Raw genomic sequence first — 20,686 nt, 5'->3', positions numbered from 1 at the left:
TAAAAACTCATATATTTTCGAGGGAAAATGGTGTTGTCTCTTAACGAGCGGACTTTTAGACAAGAGGTTTTAGAATCTTCGCTGCCCGTTTTAGTGGATTTCTCGGCACCCTGGTGTGGACTGTGTCGAGTCATCCAGCCCCTAGTTCGGGAGTTTCAGTCGGAATGGAATGGGCAGGTCAAAATAGTAAAGATCAATGCCGATGACAATCTGAAGCTTGCCACGACTTATCGCATTAAGTCCCTGCCGACGTTGCTCTTATTTGAGGGAGGTCAGGTGATTCAACGGCTTGATAACTTTCATGGGCGTGAGGATGTGCGAATGGCACTCAAAACACTCATGGTCACTTCGCTTCCCCAATCGGCCTAGCTTATATAGTCTATTGTTGGAGGCGCGATCTCTGTCCCCCGTATCCCCGCATCGGGATGAATCAACACCCAATACTAACGAAATTGTGATTTTGTGATAAAATACCAAAAATCTAAACTGTGTATATCTTTTTCGTAAGCGTTCTTAACAGGCGTAACCTTTAGTCTGGATGTTGTTCCATGAGGGGCTTCCCCACACCCCTACATATTGCTCTAGAACCCAGCTCTATAAGCCTTAGGGCATAAAAGCATAAGGCGAAGTCAAAGGTTGCTAAGGCGTGCCCTTACTTAGGGTGAAGATAGCTATAAACTGAGCTTTGATCCAGTAAAGATACACAGTTAAAGGCAGCCTAGGCAGTTGTCTAAAGACCTGCTCATTGGCTTGCTTCATATGTAACCATCGGTAGAAGTAATCAACCGATGGTTCTTTTATTGGGTAGATACTTTTACCTAGTGCAGCGTGGCGGAAATAACTATCCAGTTGAATAAAGGTTAAAAAGCTTGCTGTACAAGCTTTCTTTCCTTCTGCCTTCTGCCTTCTGTCTTCTGCCTTCTTGCACTAGTGTTGTTTATTGATTGTTTGTAAGCAAACTTTTTTTTCGAGTAGGTATATGTCACAGTGTTAACGTTTTGCCAGAATAGTAACGAAATCTGAAGAAGGCATTCGCCATGGAACCGCTTTATCAATATGCCTGGCTTATACCAGTTTTGCCCTTATTAGGGGCAATGCTGGTGGGCTTAGGGCTAATCACCATCAACAAAGCAACGAACCGTCTGCGGCAGTTAAACGCCGTATTCGTTGTCTCCCTCCTGGGAGCATCCATGGTTCTTTCCTTTGCTTTGCTGTGGAGTCAATTTCAGGGACATGAACCTTTTACCCGAACGCTAGAATGGGCGTCGGCTGGAAACTTTCACTTGTCGATGGGCTACACCATCGATCACTTGACGGCACTGATGCTGGTAATTGTGACAACAGTAGCTTTACTGGTGATGATTTACACCGATGGCTACATGGCTCACGATCCGGGATATGTTCGCTTCTATGCCTATTTGAGTGTGTTTAGCTCCTCCATGTTGGGTTTGGTCGTCAGTCCCAACTTAGTACAGGTTTATATTTTCTGGGAATTGGTGGGTATGTGTTCATACCTGCTGGTTGGCTTCTGGTATGACCGTAAGCCCGCAGCAGATGCAGCGCAAAAAGCATTTGTCACTAACCGTGTAGGGGACTTTGGTCTGCTGTTGGGTATTTTAGGTCTTTACTGGGCCACGGGCAGCTTTGAGTTTGATGTCATGGGTGCCCACCTGAAAACCTTTGTGGAAGCTGGTTACCTGAGCTCTGCTCTAGCTGCACTGTTTGCTATTTTGGTGTTTTTAGGGCCAGTGGCGAAATCAGCCCAATTCCCCCTACATGTCTGGCTACCAGACGCCATGGAAGGCCCAACGCCCATTTCCGCGCTGATTCACGCGGCAACAATGGTGGCGGCTGGGGTATTTTTGATTGCCCGGATGTACCCGGTGTTTGATGGCATCCCATCCGTGATGAACGTGATTGCTTGGACGGGAGCTTTCACAGCCTTTTTAGGTGCTTCGATCGCGATCACGCAAAATGACATTAAGAAAGGTTTAGCCTATTCCACCATTTCCCAATTGGGTTATATGGTCATGGCGATGGGTATTGGCTCCTATACGGCTGGGTTATTCCACCTGATGACTCATGCTTATTTCAAAGCCATGCTATTCCTGGGTTCGGGTTCAGTGATTCATGGCATGGAAGGTGTTGTGGGTCATGACCCAGTTTTGGCTCAAGATATGCGACTGATGGGGGGCTTGCGGAAGTATATGCCGCTCACAGCTCTGACCTTTTTCATTGGTACCCTAGCCATTTCTGGCATTCCTCCCTTTGCCGGTTTCTGGTCAAAGGATGAAATTCTCGGCAATGCGTTCGAGGCGAATCCCATTCTGTGGTTGATTGGCTGGCTCACCGCTGGCATAACAGCCTTTTATATGTTCCGGATGTATTTCTCTACCTTTGAGGGAGAGTTCCGGGGGAATTTAACCCATATCCGACAGCAGCTCAAAGCCGCCGCATTGGGTCAAGTAGCACCCGCCTTTGGCCCCGGTGCGATGGATACTAAAGAACTGAAAGCAGAGGCGGATCACGAAGACGATCACGATCATGGACACAGTGAGTTTCCCCATGAGTCTCCGCTCACCATGACCTTACCCCTGTTGTTACTAGCGGTACCCTCAACACTGATTGGATTAGTGGGGACGCCGTTTAACAACTACTTCGAGGAGTTTATTCACCCCGCAGGGGAAGCTGTTGCCCACGTAGCGGCAGAGGCAGAAGCTTTTGATTGGACAGAATTTCTGATTATGGGTGGCAGTTCCGTCGGGATTGCCTTGATTGGGATTACTGTCGCTTCGCTGATGTACTTAAGCGGTAAGATTGACCCGAAAGCGATCGCCCAAAAAATTACACCCTTGTACAATCTGTCATTAAACAAGTGGTACTTTGATGACATTTATCACAAAGTGTTTGTCATCGGGCTGCGCCGAGTTGCACGGCAGATTATGGAAGTGGACTACCGCATTGTCGATGGTGCCGTTAACCTGACCGGCTTCGCAACGCTGTTAAGTGGTGAAGGGTTGAAATACCTGGAAAATGGTCGTGTCCAGTTCTATGCCCTAATTGTCTTTGCCGCTGTCTTGGGTTTAGTGATTGCCTCTGGGATTACCTAAAAACTTGTTAGTTGTCAGTGATTGGGTGATGACGGGTTGAGAAGTCGAGTACCCCAAAACAGGAGTAAGCGCATTCTCAGCACTAACCCCTAAAAACTGGCAACTCTCAGTGAGTCATCCCTCTCAACCAGAAAAGACTGTAAGACTGTAGCCTATCCGGAAAATTAACTCCCGAATCCCTTAACATCTGTCTTGATCGGTGTCCATTTGCGGCTTCAGCTCTCATCCTCACTTTTCGGATAGGCTCTTAGGAAAGAGTGTGTTGGACAAACCAATCCAGGCACTCCAAGATAAGGAGAATAGCACAGAGGTTCTGTTTGCGCCTTGATTCAGACTCTTGAGAAATCTCAACGGCGTAAGTTCTGAACTAAAAACTAACAACTGAAAATGAGCTTGACAGATTTTCCCTGGCTAACAACTATTATTCTTTTTCCCATCGTTGCCTCGCTGTTCATCCCCTTTCTCCCTGAAAAGAATGGGATGTGGGAGCGTTGGTATGCCCTGATCATCGGGCTGATTGATTTTTCCCTGATTGTTTATGCCTTTGGCACAGAGTATGACTTTTCCAATCCTGGACTGCAATTGGTGGAGAAGTACTCGTGGATACCCGAACTGGACTTGAATTGGTCGGTGGGGGTTGATGGGTTGGCGATGCCTCTGGTGTTGCTGACCGGCTTTATGACCACGCTGGCAATTCTAGCCGCTTGGCCGGTTACCCTCAAACCCAAGCTGTTTTACTTCCTGATGCTGGCGATGTACGGCGGACAAATTGCCGTGTTTGCTGTTCAGGATATGCTGTTGTTCTTCCTGGTATGGGAACTGGAGTTGATTCCGGTTTACCTGCTGTTGTCGATTTGGGGGGGCAAAAAGCGCCTCTATGCGGCAACGAAGTTTATTTTGTACACAGCAGGCGGTTCGCTGTTTATTTTGGTCGCGGCGTTGGCGATGGCGTTTTACGGGGATACCGTAACGTTTGATATGAGTGCGATCGCAGCCAAAGACTATGCGTTAAACTTCCAACTCTGGGTCTATGCTGGCTTTTTGATTGCCTACGGGGTTAAGTTACCCATCTTCCCTCTGCACACTTGGTTACCCGATGCCCACGGTGAGGCAACGGCACCCGTTCACATGTTGCTGGCAGGCATTCTGCTGAAGATGGGGGGATATGCCCTGTTTCGCATGAATGCGGGGATGCTGCCCGATGCCCACGCTTACTTTGCACCCGTATTGGTGATTTTAGGGGTGGTGAACATAGTTTACGCGGCAATGACATCCTTTGCTCAGCGCAACCTGAAGCGGAAAATTGCCTACTCTTCGATTTCCCACATGGGATTCGTGTTAATCGGGCTTGGCTCGTTTACTGACTTGGGCATAAGCGGCGCTGTGCTGCAAATGGTGTCTCATGGTTTGATTGGAGCCAGCCTGTTCTTCTTAGTCGGTGCCACTTATGACCGAACTCACACCCTGATGTTGGATGAAATGGGAGGTGTGGGGCAGAAGATGAAGAAGATTTTCGCCATGTGGACGACTTGCTCCCTCGCGTCTTTGGCGTTACCGGGGATGAGCGGATTTGTGGCGGAGTTAATGGTATTCATTGGTTTGGCAACCAGTGATGCCTACAGCTCAACCTTCAAGGTGATTGTCGTATTTTTGGCAGCGGTTGGGGTGATTCTCACGCCTATCTACCTGCTGTCCAATCTGCGGGAGATTTTCTATGGCCCGGAAAACAAGGAATTGATTGAACACGAAGTCTTGCAGGATGCTGAACCGCGAGAGGTGTTTATCATTGCGTGTTTGTTGGTGCCGATTATCGGCTTTGGGTTCTATCCCAAGATGCTGACTCAGATTTACGATGCCACTACGCATCAGTTGACAGAGCGGCTTCGTGCATCGGTGCCAAGTTTGGGGCAACCGGCGGTGGCGAAGGCAGAGCAGCCGTTCTTGTCTCTGGTAGCACCGAAAATTGGTGAACCTTAGGACTTGACTTTTCATCAAATTCGTGCAATAGGATTGGTATGATGCCAATCCTTTGTCTTTTTTGAGGGTTGACACCCCAACCCTCGATATTTGGGAAGAGCAAGTGATGATCGCTTGTGAAGCCTAGATCCCCGACTTCTTAGAGAAGTCGGGGATCTGAAAAATTCCCAACCTACCTGCATAACCTCTAAACTCTCAGAGATAGAGTGCAACAGTTGAGAGCGGTGAAGAGGGCAGGAGCAGGAATGGCGCGATCGCACAAAACAAACACAAGTACTCACCAAGCGCTCTTATTGCTGCTCAAGAGCTGGGTTACTTTATGCGAAAGGAGTTTAGCTCTCTTAATAGGTGTTCTGTTGCTGTCAGAGTCCGTCGCTGCCACACCTCAAAAATTTTCGCCCTCTTTTGCTTCTCCTGAGCAAAACAACGTTTGGCAAGGCAAACGACAAACGGCAAAAGACAAACTAATTTTTCCTTTTTCCCTTTCACTTTTTCCTTCTGACGATGCCACCCGCGCCGCAGCAGAACGAGCCTTTCAGGAGGGAAAACAACTCTATAAGCAAGGAACAGCCGAATCCCTAAAACAAGCGATCGCAAAATATGAAGAGGCACTTCCACTTTATCGAGCAGTAGGTGATAAGGCACGAGAAGGCAGCACCCTCAATAACATCGGTCTAATCTATGACGATTTAGGAGAAACGCAAAAAGCCCTCGACTTCTACAACCAATCCCTACCCCTAGCTCGTGCCGTAAGCGACAAGGCAACCGAAGCCGTCATCCTCTCCAACATCGGTGCAGTCTACGACGCATTAGGAGAAAGGCAAAAAGCCTTGGAATACTACAACCAATCCCTGCCCCTTTTTCGTGGAGTAGATAACAAGGCAGGGGAAGCGCGTACCCTCAACAACATCGGTCTAGTCTACTCGGCATTAGGAGAAAAGCAAAAAGCCCTCGACTCCTACAACCAATCCCTACTTCTAAAACGCACGTTAGACAACAAGGCAACCGAAGCTGTCACCCTCAACAACATCGGTCGAGTTTACGACGATTTAGGGGAAAAGCAGAAAGCCCTCGAATACTACAACCAATCCCTGCCCCTTTTTCGGGCGGTAGGCAACAAGGCAGGGGAATCGGTCACCCTCAATAACATCGGTCGAGTCTACGACAAATTAGGGGAAAAGCAGAAAGCCCTCGACTACTACAACCAATCCCTACATCTTGCTCGTGCCTCTGGCGACAGGGCAGGGCAAGCGAGTACCCTTAACAACATCGGCAAAGTCTACTCTGATTTAGGTCAAAACCAAACAGCGCTGGAGTACTACAACCAATCCCTACCCCTGGCTCGTGCCGTAAGCGACAAGCCAAGAGAAGCCGCCACCTTCAACAACATCGGCAAAGTCTACGATGATTTGGGTGAAAAGCAGATGGCGCTAGAGTTCTACAACCAATCCCTGCCACTTAGGCGTACTGTGGGCGACAAGGCAGGGCAAGCTCTCACCCTTTACAATATTGCCTCCCTTGAACGGGACAGAGGCAATCTCAACGAAGCTCTCACTCAGATTGAGGCTGCCATCAACATTATTGAAAACCTTCGCACTAAAATTGGTAGCCAGCAACTCCGCACCTCTTACTTCGCCTCAGTGCAGGATTATTACGAGTTCTACATCGACCTGCTGATGCAGTTGCACAAAACCAACCCCTCTAAAGGCTACGACGCTTTAGCACTGCAAGCCAGCGAACGCGCTAGAGCACGCACTCTCCTAGAATTCCTCACCGAAGCTCAAGCCAACATTCGCCAAGGTGCAAACCCCAAATTACTCGAACAAGAGAACACCTTGCAACAAAGATTTGATGCCTTAGAAAAACGCCGTATCGAACTCTTTAGCGGACAATGGACTAACAAACAGGTACAAGCCTTAGAACAAGAGAGGACGGTGCTGCAAGAGGAGTATCAACAAGTCCAAGAACAAATCCGCCGTACCAGTCCCCGTTATGCGTCCCTGAAGTATCCCCAACCCCTCACCCTCAGTGAAATTCAGCAACAAGTCCTCGACGACGACACCCTACTGTTAGAGTACAGCTTAGGTGAAGACCGTAGCTACCTGTGGGCAGTGACCAAAACTAGCATCAGCAGCTACGAACTCCCTAAACGTGCCGACATCGAAAAAGCCGCCCAAAGTTTCTACCAAAATACAGGAAAACAAAAAGCACCCGAACAAAGAGGACTCGGTGCTATTCCCCGTGAGGATAGCCTAGAAGTCACCACCCAACTCAGCCAAATGCTCTTATCCCCAGTGGCGGGACAATTGGCAGGCAAACGCTTACTCATTGTCAGTGATGGCGCACTGCAATATTTACCCTTTGCCGCATTACCAACACCCGACAGCTTAGGCAAAGACAAAAATCCCGTTCCTTTAATTGTCAATCACGAAATCGTCAACCTGCCCTCAGCCTCTACCGTCGCCATCATTCGCCAAGACACTAACGGGCGGAAATTAGCTCCAAAGAAGATAGCTGTAATTGCTGATCCAGTGTTTAGCAAAGACGATGAACGCCTCAAAACCTTGGTATCCGCACAACCTGTAAACCCTAACGACTTGGACAGCTTAGCCTTAACTCGCTCTGCCAGAGAAGCGGATATCACGTTCCAACGTTTGCCCTTTACTCGCAAAGAGAGCGATCGCATCCTCTCCCTTGTCGCCTATACCCAAAGCCAATCCGCGCTCGATTTTGCCGCCAATCGTGCCACAGCAATTAGCCCCCAACTCAGCCAATATCAAATCGTCCACTTTGCCACCCACGGCATCCTCAACAGCCAAAATCCAGAATTATCGGGCGTTGTTCTCTCTCTCGTCGATCAAAAAGGTACCCCCCAAAACGGCTTCCTGCGACTCAACGATATCTTCAACCTCAACCTCCCCGCCGAACTCGTTGTCCTGAGTGCCTGCGAAACTGGACTGGGCAAGGAGATTAAAGGAGAAGGATTAGTGGGCTTGACAAGAGGCTTTATGTATGCGGGTTCCCCCAGAGTCCTAGTCAGTTTGTGGAGTGTGGCGGATGAAGGGACATCGGAATTGATGACGCGATTCTACAAAAAGATGCTGCAAGACAACTTAAAACCAGCCGCCGCCCTGAGAGCCGCACAAATTGAGATGTTGCAGGATGCAACCTGGAAATCGCCCTATTACTGGGCAGCCTTCACTCTACAAGGGGAATGGAGATAGCCTGACTCAGTCCAACAGATTCTGGAACACATACCAGCCATCACCCAGGTACCAAATATCCTGATCGCCATTATTGCTGTGAGGGGCAAGACTATAGGTATTCGCTTGGAGTCCCCCTGGTTTTCGAGACAAATCTCGCACGAACCCCTCATGCGCCCATAAGCCGTGTTCGCTGGTCGTCTCAATCGAGGCGATAGTCTTGGACTGACGAAAGGCTCCGGAGATAGAAAAAATCCCCATTGGCTGAGTCGGTGTGAAATCTATATTCCCAGACGGTTCAGCCATGACGCGATCGGCGAGTTTCTCAAACCCTGACTTGTGCAAGGCGAAATTAACCGAGAGTGGGATATGGGTTGCCCAGAGAATTGACAACAGCCATAGCATGATCGGAGCAAACCACCCATGCGATCGCTGTTCACCCCAAAGCGATGATTCTCTCTCACCAATAGCGCGAATAACCCAGAACCACGCGATCGCCAACCAAAGCAGCATACAGGGAACAAAGATAGCCGTGATATAAGTCAGGAAGGAATCGCCTCTGGGAGGGAAAGCACTGAGAAGCCCGAATAGACCCATCAGATGAATAAACAGCAAGAAGTATAGGGGTGCTGCCAAGACATTGACGAGGTTGGGTTCTAAAATGTTGTGCAACCCAGGTAAGGAAAAACAGAACAAACCTAGGGCAAAGGCTAGCAATACCATCGCGTTGAAAATGAGTCCAGGCCGCTGGGCAAACCTGACATCTCTAGAAGCCTTTCCCGGATTTAAGCCGCTGGTGTTTCGGCGCATCGCTTTTCTCCAAACCAGGTGCAATAGTCATTCAGTTCTAACTTCTTAGTGACGCGGTCGGCGGCTACCCTACTCATAAACCAAAATAATCCTTGACAATTTCCAAAATCCGTTCAGCTGCATGACCATCCCCAAAGGGATTAATTGCGGTCGCCATCGCTTCATAAGCACTCACGTCACTCAATAATTGACTGGCTTCTGTCACAAGACGATCGGGATTTGTCCCCACCAGCTTAGCGGTTCCTGCTGCGATCGCTTCCGGTCTTTCCGTGGTTTCTCTTAGCACCAGCACGGGTTTACCCAAACTCGGTGCTTCTTCCTGTAATCCCCCAGAATCGGTGAGTAGGAGATAACAACGTGCGATCGCGCCTACCAGTTCTGCATAATCTAAGGGTTCCGTTAAAAATACCCTAGGATGGTCGCCTAAGAGGGCTTGTAAAGGTTCCCTTACCGTAGGATTGCGATGCAGGGGCAGTAGTAAGGCGGTATCAGAAAACTTATCTAAAATTTGCAGAAACCCTTGAGCAATATCCTGCAACGGTTCTCCCCAGTTCTCTCGTCTATGAACCGTTGTTAAGAGTGTGCGGTACTTTCCCCACTCCAAACCCTTAATTTCACAGGGCGGTTGGCGCTGTGCCACAGTTAGCAATGCATCAATTACCGTGTTGCCCGTGTGGTGAATCGCCCCAACAATTCCAGATCGTTGCAGATTTTCTACGGCAAGGGGCGTAGGGGCGAAGTTTAGCTGAGCAAGCTGAGAAATCAAACGTCGGTTGGCTTCCTCTGGGTAAGGATTAAACAAATCATCGGTACGCAATCCAGCTTCCACATGACCAACTGGAATTTTTTGATAAAACGCCGCCAAGGTAGCAGAAAACGCGGTGGTTGTATCCCCTTGAACGATGACTAACTGAGGCTGAATTTCCTGAAAAATAGTTTCCAATCCTTGCAAACTCCGACATGTAATATCCGTCAAGGTTTGCTTTGTCTGCATGATTTCTAAATCCCGGTCAGCACTTAACTCAAATAACTGCATGACTTGCTCGACCATCTCCCGATGCTGACCCGTCAAAATCACATGAGTATCAAATGCCGCACAGTGTCGGAACTGTTGAATCACAGGTGCAAGTTTAATCGCCTCCGGGCGAGTTCCCAGGGTAATGCAAATTGGAATAGGAGATCGGGGCATGAAGAATTATTAAATAAAAAGTCATCCGACAGAATTTAAACATGAAAAAACCCGGATTGGACCGGGTAGCAAAACTGTTGTATTCAAAACTTAATAATGTGATTAAAGTTTAACCAACAGTCGCCCGTCAGCCAACCCTATACTACTTCGTCAGATCGCAGGTCAGCGGACAAGCGGCATACACCGATGTGTTAAGAGGGTCAGGTCCACCATGCAACCAATTTAACCAGTGAACTTCCTCCGGATGAACACCTTTAAAGGTAAGAATTGCTGCACCGACTACAACCGCTAAAATATTGGCTCCAATCAAGCTTCCTGCCACCAGCAGTACGGCACTAACGGGCAATACGGATTGTAAAGTGATCGCCAGGAACGCCCCAACGGTGACCATTAAAACGATTAACGGAAAACCAACGACCAGTAAGCAAACTCCTAATGTAAACGTCCAAATCAAAAAGCTTTTGAGCATGGCTAAAGAATAGCTCTTTGCTAAACTCTCACGATTCGTTAATACCATGATTCTTCCTCCTGTTGTGATTAAAAAAATAATTTACAGAAAAACCGCTTTATTAATCCTTGGCGGATTTGATGTCGTGAAAATCAGTATAGAGAAACTCTCGATTATGATGAGCTGATATTCAAGAAAATTTACATTCAAGCAGAAACATTTGTGGATCGAAATCGTTACAAAAATCGTTACAAAAATCACATTTTAAATGAAACCCAAAATGGACATTCTCTCTAGAGATAGAGGTCTTGATGGAGCTAGAGTTACAGACTCTAGCGCAAATAATTTTCCAGGCTAAAAAATCAGGCGGCGCTAGGCACAGCTCAACCGAGCGTCCAGGTTTACACTTCTTATCAGTTTGGGGACTCTTTCTCATAATTGTGCGTTATCACGCGGGATAGCAAATTAGTGACGATTTACTCTTTTTAAGAGCATTCATCCGCAGGAGCTAAATTCAGACAATCCATTTAGTATTGTTGTGAAGGAATGATAACGAACCGTCAAGTTTGGGAAGACTATAAAGATATAGTTCGTAGAATCACTTATCCTCGCTAACTCGCAATTGCAATATGACAGACTCACAGCGTCGGCCTATCTCACCGCCCCCCCCTCCCATGGTTCCACCACCACCGCCACCAAGCAGTAATATGGGTGGGGGAGTCGCTTCAGGAACGAAAAACCAGATGGCGACACAAACACTGAGTTCTGCGGCTCCACCCCCTCGCTCAGCACCTTCAGGGCAACAGGCAACCTCTCGTCCTCCGGCAGTACCAGCGTCATCCAATGTTAAGGCTCGGATGCCAGCACGGAGTGTCGGCCCCTCACCGGGACAGCCGACGTTGGCGCAATTGGTTCGTTATGCCTATGACAAGGGATTTTCTGACGTTCACATTGGTGTCGGTGAAGCTCCTCGTTATCGCAATCGTGGCGAGATGGAACTAACCAACCACCCAGAAACCGATCAAGCCACATTTTTGAGTTGGTTGCGGGAAGTGCTAACCGACGAGGAAATCCGACGCTTTCATGACCATCTGGAATTTGATGGCGCAACTCAATATGAATTTGCACGGGTGCGGATTAATGTCTTCGACACTCTGCGCGGCCCTGGAATGGTACTGCGACTGATTCCGTTGACGATTTTGACGATTGAGCAACTGCGGTTGCCCCCTGTATTTAGAGATGTCTGTCATTATCATAAGGGTCTGATCTTGGTTACGGGTCCGACGGGGTCTGGTAAGTCCACAACCCTAGCGGCAATGGTGGACTACATGAATAAGGAGATGCCCAAGCACATCATTACCATTGAAGACCCAATTGAATTTGTCCATCAAAGTCGTAAAGCATTGATTAGACAACGGGAAGTGGGGATGCATACCCTGAAGTTCGACAATGCCTTAAAGGCATCGTTGCGGGAAGACCCCGATGTGATTCTGGTAGGGGAAATGCGGGATAGAGAGACGGTGAATACAGCTCTCAAAGCCGCTCAAACAGGTCACTTGGTAATGGGTACTCTGCACACGAACAGTGCGGTTAAAACTCTAGAACGGATTCTCACGCTCTATCCGGCGGAGGAGCAACCCGCCATGCGCGTGGCGATCGCAGAATCTCTAGTAGCTATTATTGCTCAGGGTTTGTGTCGCACAACAGATGGTAAGCGTGCAGCTTTTCACGACATCCTGATCAACACAGAGGCGATTAAGGACTATATCCGCAAGGGTCAATACGATGACATTTCACAACTCATGGATGAGGGTGAATTTGACGGGATGGTCACCATGAACAAATCTCTGTTTAACCTTTATCAGGAAGGACGTATCACGGAAGAAACCGCGCTGGAAATGTCCCCGACTCAAAACGAAATGGCGATGATGCTACGCGGTCGTATTTAGCGACTTTCACAGGAATCCCCCGCTTGAATCACAGATGGCAGGCGGGGATTCAACTGTAGTCAGCGTTACCGTTCGCGCTTAATTGTGAAGACTTCACGGTAAAATAATGATAAAGGTTTTGAGCAACAACCGCCCCCTTGACCTACCGTGAACAACCGGAAATATGGCGCTTAAGGGTAAGCTCTAATGATTTGAGGGTTTGAGCAAGGAGTAAGGAAAATTAATGAAGGCGTAAATCTGACACTTCAATACTCGACTCTCTGATCCCAAAACCCTAATCTGTGGCTCTAGTCCTTGAAATTTGAGAAACCACTTTTCCCCCAGTTGTTTAAAGGCATTGCCCTATTTACGCCGGGAGCAGACTTAATTTATTGCCTTGATCCCAAAAAGCAGGGCCATTGGCATATGCATTTGTGTGTAGCTCTGCAAGAAATTTTAGGATTGCCGGAACCACCTCATTTTTTAGTGCCAGGGTACACCGCAACCATTGATCGCTGGCTCGACCCACGAACCCGACAAATACAGACTTCAGCCGAGATTTACCCGCTCGTGCGGCATCACCAAGCTTTACTCAATGCCGTATTTGGCATCGGCAACCTAGTCTGGCAATTGGCTCCCTGGCAAGAAGGATTATGCGATCCGCTCGTTCTGGAGACTTATCGCCATCAGTTCCCCCAACTTTGGGAAGACCATGATTTGATTGTGCGTTTTGAGCGCACTGAGCAATTTTCATACTCTTATAGCGGAAGTTCCCCCAGCCACCAGCTTAAGCAAGTGCCTTTAGAAAACACACAGGGCGACAGCTCTTTCCAGGAAAATTTAACCTCTTCTCCCGCCGAAGCTACGACATCAGAATCGGCTTTAGGATCACAGGGAGAAGTGATTAGCCACAGAACTTTAGCACAAGAGTACAAAGCACCTCAGGAGTTAACGCCTGAACAGGGTTTCACAACTTTTGGCTCCGTTAGCCCTAGTGACAGCGTTACGACAGCACAAACGGGAGGCGATAGCGAAGCGCTGCGGCGTACTCCGTTGGAGCAGCCGAAGCCTAGCGCTGATCGCATTCAGAAAACGACGAACACGCCCCCCCCTCACCACCCAACGCCAGCGACAGTACACAGCAATTCTTTAGAAATTCCGCCTGACGCCCAATTGCAACAAGCTCAAGGTTACGTATTGCGCTTGTTTGTGTCGGGACACAGTGCAGCCACGGAATATATCCTCATGAGCCTGCACCAGTTGTTAGAGAATTCTCTGCGTCTTCCCTATACCCTGAAAGTTATCGACGTTTTTAAACACCCTGATCAAGCCGAGGCCAATCAAATCTCCGCCACCCCAACATTGCTCAGAGTTTGGCCTCAACCTGTCCGGCGCATCGTGGGTGATTTGACAGATGCTGAACGAATCCTACGAATACTAGCTGTTCCAGAAGACTAGCTCGTCGTATTGGTGAGTTTAGGAAGGGACGGGAGTGGGAAGACAAACGTCGGGTGCACACAAGCCTGAAAACTCTAAAGTGGTGACTTCAAGAGTATCGAGAGCAATGCGACGAATCGCGTGGTTATTCGTGTCAGCCACATAGAGGTGGGCTGCGATCGCACTTAAACCAGAGGGTTCCGAGAACCTTGCCTTAATGCTTTGACCATCCTGATGACCAGCCGTTCCCTGCCCCAGCATCGTCTGGCAATTACCCGTTCGCGGGTCAACGCGCTTGATTTTATGGTTGTAAGTATCAGCTACCCAAAGGTAATTTTGAGTGTATTCGACACCCAGGCCGTGTTGCAGGCGGACATCAGCGCCTTCACCATCGACATCGCCAAAACCAAATAATTCGCCACTACCGCACACTGTTCGCACTGGCAGATGGTCCACTAAGCCCACAGCTCGAATCGAGCTAACTTCACTATCAGCAATGTATAACTCTCGACCGTCCGTCGTCAGTCCACTAGGCTGGGCAAAAGCCGCCTGATCCGGCTTTCCATCCAGGCAAGCTTCCGCACCCGTGCCCGCGTAAGTTCTCAGCCAACCTGTTTCTAGCTGCATTTCCCAAATTTGGTGGGAACCCGCCATGGCAATCAGGAGAGAATGACCGACTTTCTCCACATCCCAAGGAGAATTCAAGCGCGTTTCTAGAGCTTTTCCACTATGAGGGCGGATGTGGTGGCTTTGCTCACCCGTACCAGCAATCGTTTTGACCTGCTGGCTTTTGAGATCAACTTGTCGCAGGCAATGGTTTTCGGTATCTGCCACGTAGAGAAGTTGATTGTGGCTATCTAAGGTCATTCCTTGAGGGGCGAAGAATTGAGCTTCCTCGAAGGAACCATCGGTCAAGCCAGGTTTGCCTGTTCCAATCACATGCTGAATCTCACCACTCAGGTGACTCACCACAATCCGGTGATGGCCAGAGTCAGCAATGAATAAGCGCTCACCGTCTTCATCTGCCAGCACTTTACCCGGAAAAGCCAGGGGGGTCGCTAGGGGTTGTCGCTGCTTTTCTAGCGTCAGACTGAGTTCCTGAAAGTTGATGGTTCCTTTCTCCTGATGTTCGCCGATGAGTTGCTCAATGAGCTGATCCAAAACATCTCGATTTCCCTCACCGGATACATAGCCAATCACATACCCCTCCGGATCAATCACCATCAAGGTAGGCCAAGCCCGAACGGCATACTGCTGCCATACATCAAAGTTGCTGTCAACGAGAACGGGATGTTCTATATCGTATCGGAGTACCGCTTGACGGATGTTTTGAGCCTCTTTTTCCTGGTCAAACTTAGCCGAGTGGATGCCAATAACCGTAAGGCTGTCTTTGTACTTATTTTCTAAATACTTCAAGTCAGGCAGGACATGCAAGCAATTAATGCAGCAGTATGTCCAAAAGTCAAGAACGACCACTCGTCCTTTCAACTGTTTCAGAGCTAAGGGACGGTCTGTATTAAGCCAGATTCGATCTTGGGGAAGTTCTGGCGCTCGGACACGAGGCGTCATTTAATTTCGTTCCTTCAATTGTGCAATAACTTAGTAATTCTTTACGTTATCGAGTCTCAGGAATTGTTTCTTCCCCTAAAGGTACATCCGTTGATTTTGCCTCTGAGGTTGGTGCTATCGAGTCTCAGGAATTGTTTCTTCCCCTAAAGGTACATCCGTTGATTTTGCCTCAGAGGCTGGTGCTTCCGATGTTGCAGAAGGGGAAACGTCTGGCTCCGAAAGTTTTGGAGCTGGTGTCCCTACAATCTCCGGTAGTGTTGGCGGTAACTCAGAATCTGAAGTTGCTCCATTGGTCGCAGGAGATTGATCCCCTTTCAAGAGGCCATCGGTTAGGGATTTTTCCGGCTGTATGGGTCGAACAGGGACGGGTGTAATTACTGGAGTGGGTTCCGCTTCTGGCTTTGTCAGCTCAGGTGGGATGGTCAGTTCTTCCCCAGAGGCAGGGGGTTCGGCTTGTTCGGGTACCTCCAGGGGTTCCGAAGAGGGAGTTTCTAATACCTCTGGTAGGGCAGGCTGTTCACTGGGTGTAGCCGCAGGACGACGGAAGCGATTTAAGAAACCTCCAAATTTGGGCTTTTGGGGAGTTACAGGTGTAGTAGGAGTTGGTTCCTCCGTAGAAGTCGGTGCTTCTACAGGGGCTGGTGATTCGCTGGGAGTAGGCGATGCCTCTGGTTCTGGCATCGGTTCGGTTTCCTCTGGCACAATCACCGGTACATTAATGGGAGCCTCTGGTTCTGATAGTTCAGGTAAGGGGCTAGGAGCCACAGCCGGACGACGGAAGCGATTTAAGAAACCTCCGAACCTGGGTTTTTGCGGGGTTACGGGTTCACTCGTCGGTGCTTCTTCTGTGGGAGTTGGTTCTTCTACAGGAGATGGGGATTCGCTCGGTGTTGTTGGAGATTCAACAGAGGGTGTGGGTTCTGCTAATGGCGTCTCTAATTCAGGGTTTGGTGTTTCTTCAACAGCAGGAGGTGTAGAAGGGATGGGTTCTGGCGTAACGGTTGGGAGTGAGGTGGGTGACGGGTTGGGAGTCGGTGTTACGGCAGGTGAGGGGGTGAGGGTTGGTGTTGTTTTGTAGCCGGAAGTTACAATACCACGAGCTGCCTCAGCCGAGAGGTCGCCGCGCACCAGTTTAGAAAGGGTGTCTTTTCCTTTCGGCTCGTAGCTAATCAGCCGCACTGTGTTGTTAAAAACATTTTTAACCGGGTTTCCCTCTTCGTCGAGAAACTCTAGCTTCACCCAGTTTTTGCCCCGCTTAAATCCTTTAAGGTAAATCGGCTGCCAGCGATCAAGAACAAAACTTTCTTCGTTGATCGTGACGCGAATGCGCCAATCGGCAACATCATCATTCGGATTTTCTTGAGCTACTAAATGCAGAGGGGCGTTCGTCAGGTAGAAGTCGAGCATAATCGGCTCGGCTCCGTAGCTGCCGGTAGGGCGACTATAAGTCAGCAAGGGTAAGGCTGGCTCAGGGTTGTTATCGGTACTTTTTGTAAAGACGTGAAATGTTGTCTGGGCATAGGCTCCTTCGTTCTTGAAGCTCTCATGCCAAGGGCGGGAGGCGAAAACTCGCAGGGTATGAGTTCCAGGGGCTAAATCTTCAAAGACAAGTGGGTGGTCTAAGTCATAGACGGCTTGATAGGGCTGGTTATCCAGAATGACGTGCAGATGAGGGCCTAGACCTAAATCTGGGTCTTTAAAGATGGGTAAATCTTGAACCTGAAATTGTACTGATACGCTTGTGTCTTGGAGAACCTGATCAGTTCGGGGAGCCACAATCGTGACTTGAGGCTGGTAAGCTTCCAAGGTCTGGCTTAACTTTTGAATGGCTGGGGGCGGCGCTACTTCTGAGAGCTGACCTGTGAGTTGAGGCTTAGCGGCCTCGCTGTTGAGACCTTGTGATGTCTCAATGCCTGAACCCGAGCTACCCCTAGGGAAGCCGCTACAGCCCACTAATCCCCAAGCTAAAACCGCTGCCATTAAGAACGAAACAAGTCCTCTCCCAGTTATCCACCAGCGATTTCTACCCACTACACAACCTCCTTTTGCCACTTGCCACCGGCAATTCATCTTAACCGAAGCTGTCCATAGGCACTATAGCGAAATCAGGTTTTATTGCTGATGAATTTGGGTTGGATGAAGCTAATCCCTTGGGTAGATGATAGAACTTCGAGCGACCTGTATAGGAAGATAGATTCTTCCGATTAAGGTTATGTAATTTGGCAATGGATTCAGACTGACCTCCTAATTTGTCAAAGAAATGGAATTAAGAAAATGCAATGAGGGACTGGGTTTGACACGATACGGCTTTTAATTGTGAGACTCCTGGGATTGAATATTGCGTTTTGTGAATTTTAGGTCAACTCCTCTTGACTTTTTTGCAGATACTTTCGCATTAAAAGCCTAAGTGGCTCTCGATTTGCTCAGAGTTTGAATTATTGTTAAGCGCTTCCGAAGACTTTACAGAGGCAGTCCTATCATCAACTACAGAAGGTCTTCCCCTGGAGCTACTCCAAGCGGAGATCTGGTTTCCCAGGAAAGCGGTCATAAGATCCAAGTGCTTTCCTCGCTTATACACATCCAAATCCCCCTGTGGGGTTTTTCTCGTTCCTTGTCTAGAGAGGAGATTCCTCATGACAATTAGCCCTCCTGAGCGAGAGGCGAAAGCAAGGGTTGTAGTCGATAAAGATCCGGTACCCACTTCTTTCGAGAGATGGGGCAAACCAGGCCACTTTGACCGCACCCTCGCCAGAGGTCCAAAAACTACAACTTGGATTTGGAACCTCCACGCTAACGCTCACGATTTCGATAGTCATACCAGTGACTTAGAAGACGTATCTCGGAAGATTTTTAGCGCCCACTTCGGTCACTTGGCTGTCATTTTTGTCTGGCTAAGCGGCATGTACTTCCATGGCGCTCGTTTTTCCAACTACGAAGCTTGGTTGAGCGATCCGCTCCACATCAAGCCAAGTGCTCAAGTCGTTTGGCCTATTGTGGGTCAAGGTATTTTAAACGGTGATGTCGGTGGCGGCTTCCACGGCATTCAAATCACCTCTGGATTCTTCCAAATTTGGCGTGCGGCTGGGTTCACCAACAGCTACCAGCTTTACGTCACGGCCATTGGCGGTCTCGTCATGGCCGGCCTGATGCTGTTTGCGGGTTGGTTCCACTACCACAAGCGGGCTCCGAAGCTGGAATGGTTCCAGAATGTGGAATCCATGATGAACCACCACTTAGCTGGGTTGCTTGGTTGCGGCTGTCTAGGTTGGGCGGGTCACCAGATCCACGTTTCTCTGCCGATTAACAAGCTGTTAGATGCTGGTGTGGCTCCTGGAGACATTCCTCTGCCTCACGAGTTCATCTTGGATTCCAGCAAAATGGCTCAGCTGTATCCCAGCTTTGCCAAGGGATTGACTCCCTTCTTCACCTTGAACTGGGGTGAATATGCTGACTTCCTCACCTTCAAAGGGGGTTTGAACCCAGTTACAGGTGGCTTGTGGTTGTCAGATACAGCACACCATCACTTGGCGCTCGCTGTACTATTCATTGTTGCTGGCCACATGTACCGGACGAACTGGGGCATTGGTCACAGCATGAAGGAAATTCTAGAGAATCATAAAGGCCCACTCACTGGAGAAGGTCACAAAGGTCTCTACGAAGTCCTAACCACTTCTTGGCACGCCCAGCTAGCCATTAACCTGGCGATGCTCGGTTCGCTGACCATCATCGTGGCGCATCACATGTACTCGATGCCACCGTATCCGTACTTGGCAACAGACTACGCCACGCAGCTCTCCATCTTTACCCACCATATGTGGATTGGCGCATTCTGTATTGTGGGTGGTGCCGCTCATGGCGCTATTTACATGGTGCGGGATTATGACCCAGTAGTGAACCAAAACAACCTACTGGATCGGGTCATCCGTCACCGGGAAGCGATCATCTCTCACCTGAACTGGGTGTGTATTTTCCTGGGCTTCCACAGCTTCGGTCTGTACGTGCACAACGACACGATGCGGGCTTTTGGTCGTCCTCAAGATATGTTCTCGGATACAGCGATTCAGCTACAGCCTGTGTTTGCTCAGTGGGTTCAGAACATTCATGCCTTGGCCCCTGGAAACACGGCTCCCAACGCCCTAGAACCCGTTAGCTATGCCTTTGGCGGCGGAATTGTGGCGGTTGGTGGCAAAGTGGCGATGATGCCCATTGCGTTGGGTACGGCGGACTTTATGGTTCACCACATCCACGCCTTCACCATCCACGTCACCGTGCTGATTCTGCTCAAAGGCGTACTCTTTGCTCGTAGCTCCCGTCTGGTTCCAGACAAGGCTAACTTGGGCTTCCGCTTCCCCTGCGACGGACCGGGTCGTGGCGGTACCTGCCAGGTATCTGGTTGGGACCACGTCTTCCTGGGTCTGTTCTGGATGTACAACTGCATCTCGGTCGTGATTTTCCACTTTAGCTGGAAGATGCAATCGGATGTTTGGGGTACAGTAGCACAGGATGGCACAGTGTCTCACCTAACAGGTGGCAACTTTGCAACCAGTGCTCTGACGATTAACGGTTGGTTACGTGACTTCTTGTGGGCGCAAGCTTCGCAAGTTATCAGCTCCTACGGCACAGCTCTTTCCGCCTACGGTCTGCTGTTCCTGGGCGCTCACTTTGTTTGGGCTTTCAGCTTGATGTTCCTGTTCAGTGGTCGCGGCTACTGGCAAGAACTGATCGAATCCATTGTTTGGGCGCATAATAAATTAAAAGTTGCCCCATCAATTCAGCCTCGTGCTCTGAGCATCATTCAGGGACGGGCTGTAGGGGTAGCTCACTACCTCCTGGGAGGAATCGTCACTACATGGGCGTTCTTCCTAGCGCGAATTATCGCAATTGGATAACGTCTCTTTGAATCGATACCAAATTTAAAGTGGGACACGCTCTTTTTGTGTCCCGCCTGTCGAGACCCTTTCCAGACCTGGAACAACAGTTCCAGGGGGTCGCTCAGACAGAAAATGAGCAGCGCC

General features: G+C 49.2%; 12 protein-coding genes. 7 read left to right on the top strand and 5 right to left on the bottom strand.

The window, feature by feature from the left end:
- The first annotated feature begins 27 nt into the window (after window positions 1–27).
- The 4 genes from NDI48_22575 (at window position 28) to NDI48_22560 (ending at window position 8,311) form a co-directional block, all read left to right on the top strand.
- Window positions 28–369, top strand: coding sequence for a thioredoxin family protein (locus NDI48_22575; GenBank protein ID MEP0833954.1), 342 nt, complete (start codon window positions 28–30; stop codon window positions 367–369).
- 668 nt (window positions 370–1,037) lie between these two features.
- On the top strand, window positions 1,038–3,110 hold the full coding sequence (locus NDI48_22570; GenBank protein MEP0833953.1) for an NAD(P)H-quinone oxidoreductase subunit 5: 2,073 nt from the start codon (window positions 1,038–1,040) through the stop codon (window positions 3,108–3,110).
- Window positions 3,111–3,503: 393 nt separating this feature from the next.
- A complete protein-coding gene (gene ndhD1, locus NDI48_22565; GenBank protein MEP0833952.1) occupies window positions 3,504–5,087 on the top strand; it encodes a photosynthetic/respiratory NAD(P)H-quinone oxidoreductase subunit D1 in 1,584 nt (527 codons plus the stop codon).
- A gap of 206 nt (window positions 5,088–5,293) precedes the next feature.
- The gene (locus NDI48_22560) at window positions 5,294–8,311 is read left to right on the top strand and encodes a CHAT domain-containing protein (protein ID MEP0833951.1); all 3,018 of its coding nucleotides are present in this window, start codon (window positions 5,294–5,296) and stop codon (window positions 8,309–8,311) included.
- 6 nt (window positions 8,312–8,317) lie between these two features.
- Here the strand turns inward: NDI48_22560 and NDI48_22555 are convergent, their stop codons facing one another.
- The 3 genes from NDI48_22555 to NDI48_22545 all read right to left on the bottom strand — a co-directional run bounded on the left by NDI48_22555 (window position 8,318) and on the right by NDI48_22545 (window position 10,806).
- On the bottom strand, window positions 8,318–9,100 hold the full coding sequence (locus NDI48_22555) for a hypothetical protein (protein MEP0833950.1): 783 nt from the start codon (window positions 9,098–9,100) through the stop codon (window positions 8,318–8,320).
- Window positions 9,101–9,173: 73 nt separating this feature from the next.
- Window positions 9,174–10,289, bottom strand: a complete 1,116-nt coding sequence (gene wecB, locus NDI48_22550; protein ID MEP0833949.1) for a UDP-N-acetylglucosamine 2-epimerase (non-hydrolyzing) — start codon at window positions 10,287–10,289, stop codon at window positions 9,174–9,176.
- A 142-nt stretch (window positions 10,290–10,431) separates the two neighbouring features.
- A complete protein-coding gene (locus tag NDI48_22545) occupies window positions 10,432–10,806 on the bottom strand; it encodes a hypothetical protein (protein MEP0833948.1) in 375 nt (124 codons plus the stop codon).
- A gap of 560 nt (window positions 10,807–11,366) precedes the next feature.
- On the opposite strand from NDI48_22545, the gene NDI48_22540 reads away from it, so the two are divergent.
- Window positions 11,367–12,686, top strand: a complete 1,320-nt coding sequence (locus NDI48_22540; protein ID MEP0833947.1) for a type IV pilus twitching motility protein PilT — start codon at window positions 11,367–11,369, stop codon at window positions 12,684–12,686.
- A gap of 405 nt (window positions 12,687–13,091) precedes the next feature.
- A complete protein-coding gene (locus tag NDI48_22535; protein MEP0833946.1) occupies window positions 13,092–14,123 on the top strand; it encodes a circadian clock KaiB family protein in 1,032 nt (343 codons plus the stop codon).
- An 18-nt stretch (window positions 14,124–14,141) separates the two neighbouring features.
- Here the strand turns inward: NDI48_22535 and NDI48_22530 are convergent, their stop codons facing one another.
- Together NDI48_22530 and NDI48_22525 are read right to left on the bottom strand one after the other, a co-directional pair.
- Complete coding sequence (locus NDI48_22530) at window positions 14,142–15,671, bottom strand: redoxin domain-containing protein (GenBank protein ID MEP0833945.1); 1,530 nt, start codon at window positions 15,669–15,671, stop codon at window positions 14,142–14,144.
- A 114-nt stretch (window positions 15,672–15,785) separates the two neighbouring features.
- Window positions 15,786–17,702 carry a hypothetical protein gene (locus NDI48_22525; GenBank protein MEP0833944.1) on the bottom strand — a complete coding sequence of 639 codons (1,917 nt, stop codon included), beginning with the start codon at window positions 17,700–17,702 and terminating at the stop codon, window positions 15,786–15,788.
- A 602-nt stretch (window positions 17,703–18,304) separates the two neighbouring features.
- Here NDI48_22525 and psaA point away from each other — a divergent pair.
- Entirely contained in the window at window positions 18,305–20,560 is a 2,256-nt protein-coding gene (gene psaA, locus NDI48_22520) for a photosystem I core protein PsaA (GenBank protein MEP0833943.1), read from the top strand.
- Window positions 20,561–20,686 lie beyond the last annotated feature (126 nt).

The sequence above is a fragment of the Microcoleus sp. AS-A8 genome, assembly GCA_039962225.1.
In the GTDB taxonomy this organism is placed as follows: Bacteria; Cyanobacteriota; Cyanobacteriia; order Cyanobacteriales; family Coleofasciculaceae; genus Allocoleopsis.
The sequence above is the reverse complement of the archived record's forward strand: the minus strand, read 5'-3'. Positions and strand labels throughout refer to the sequence as shown.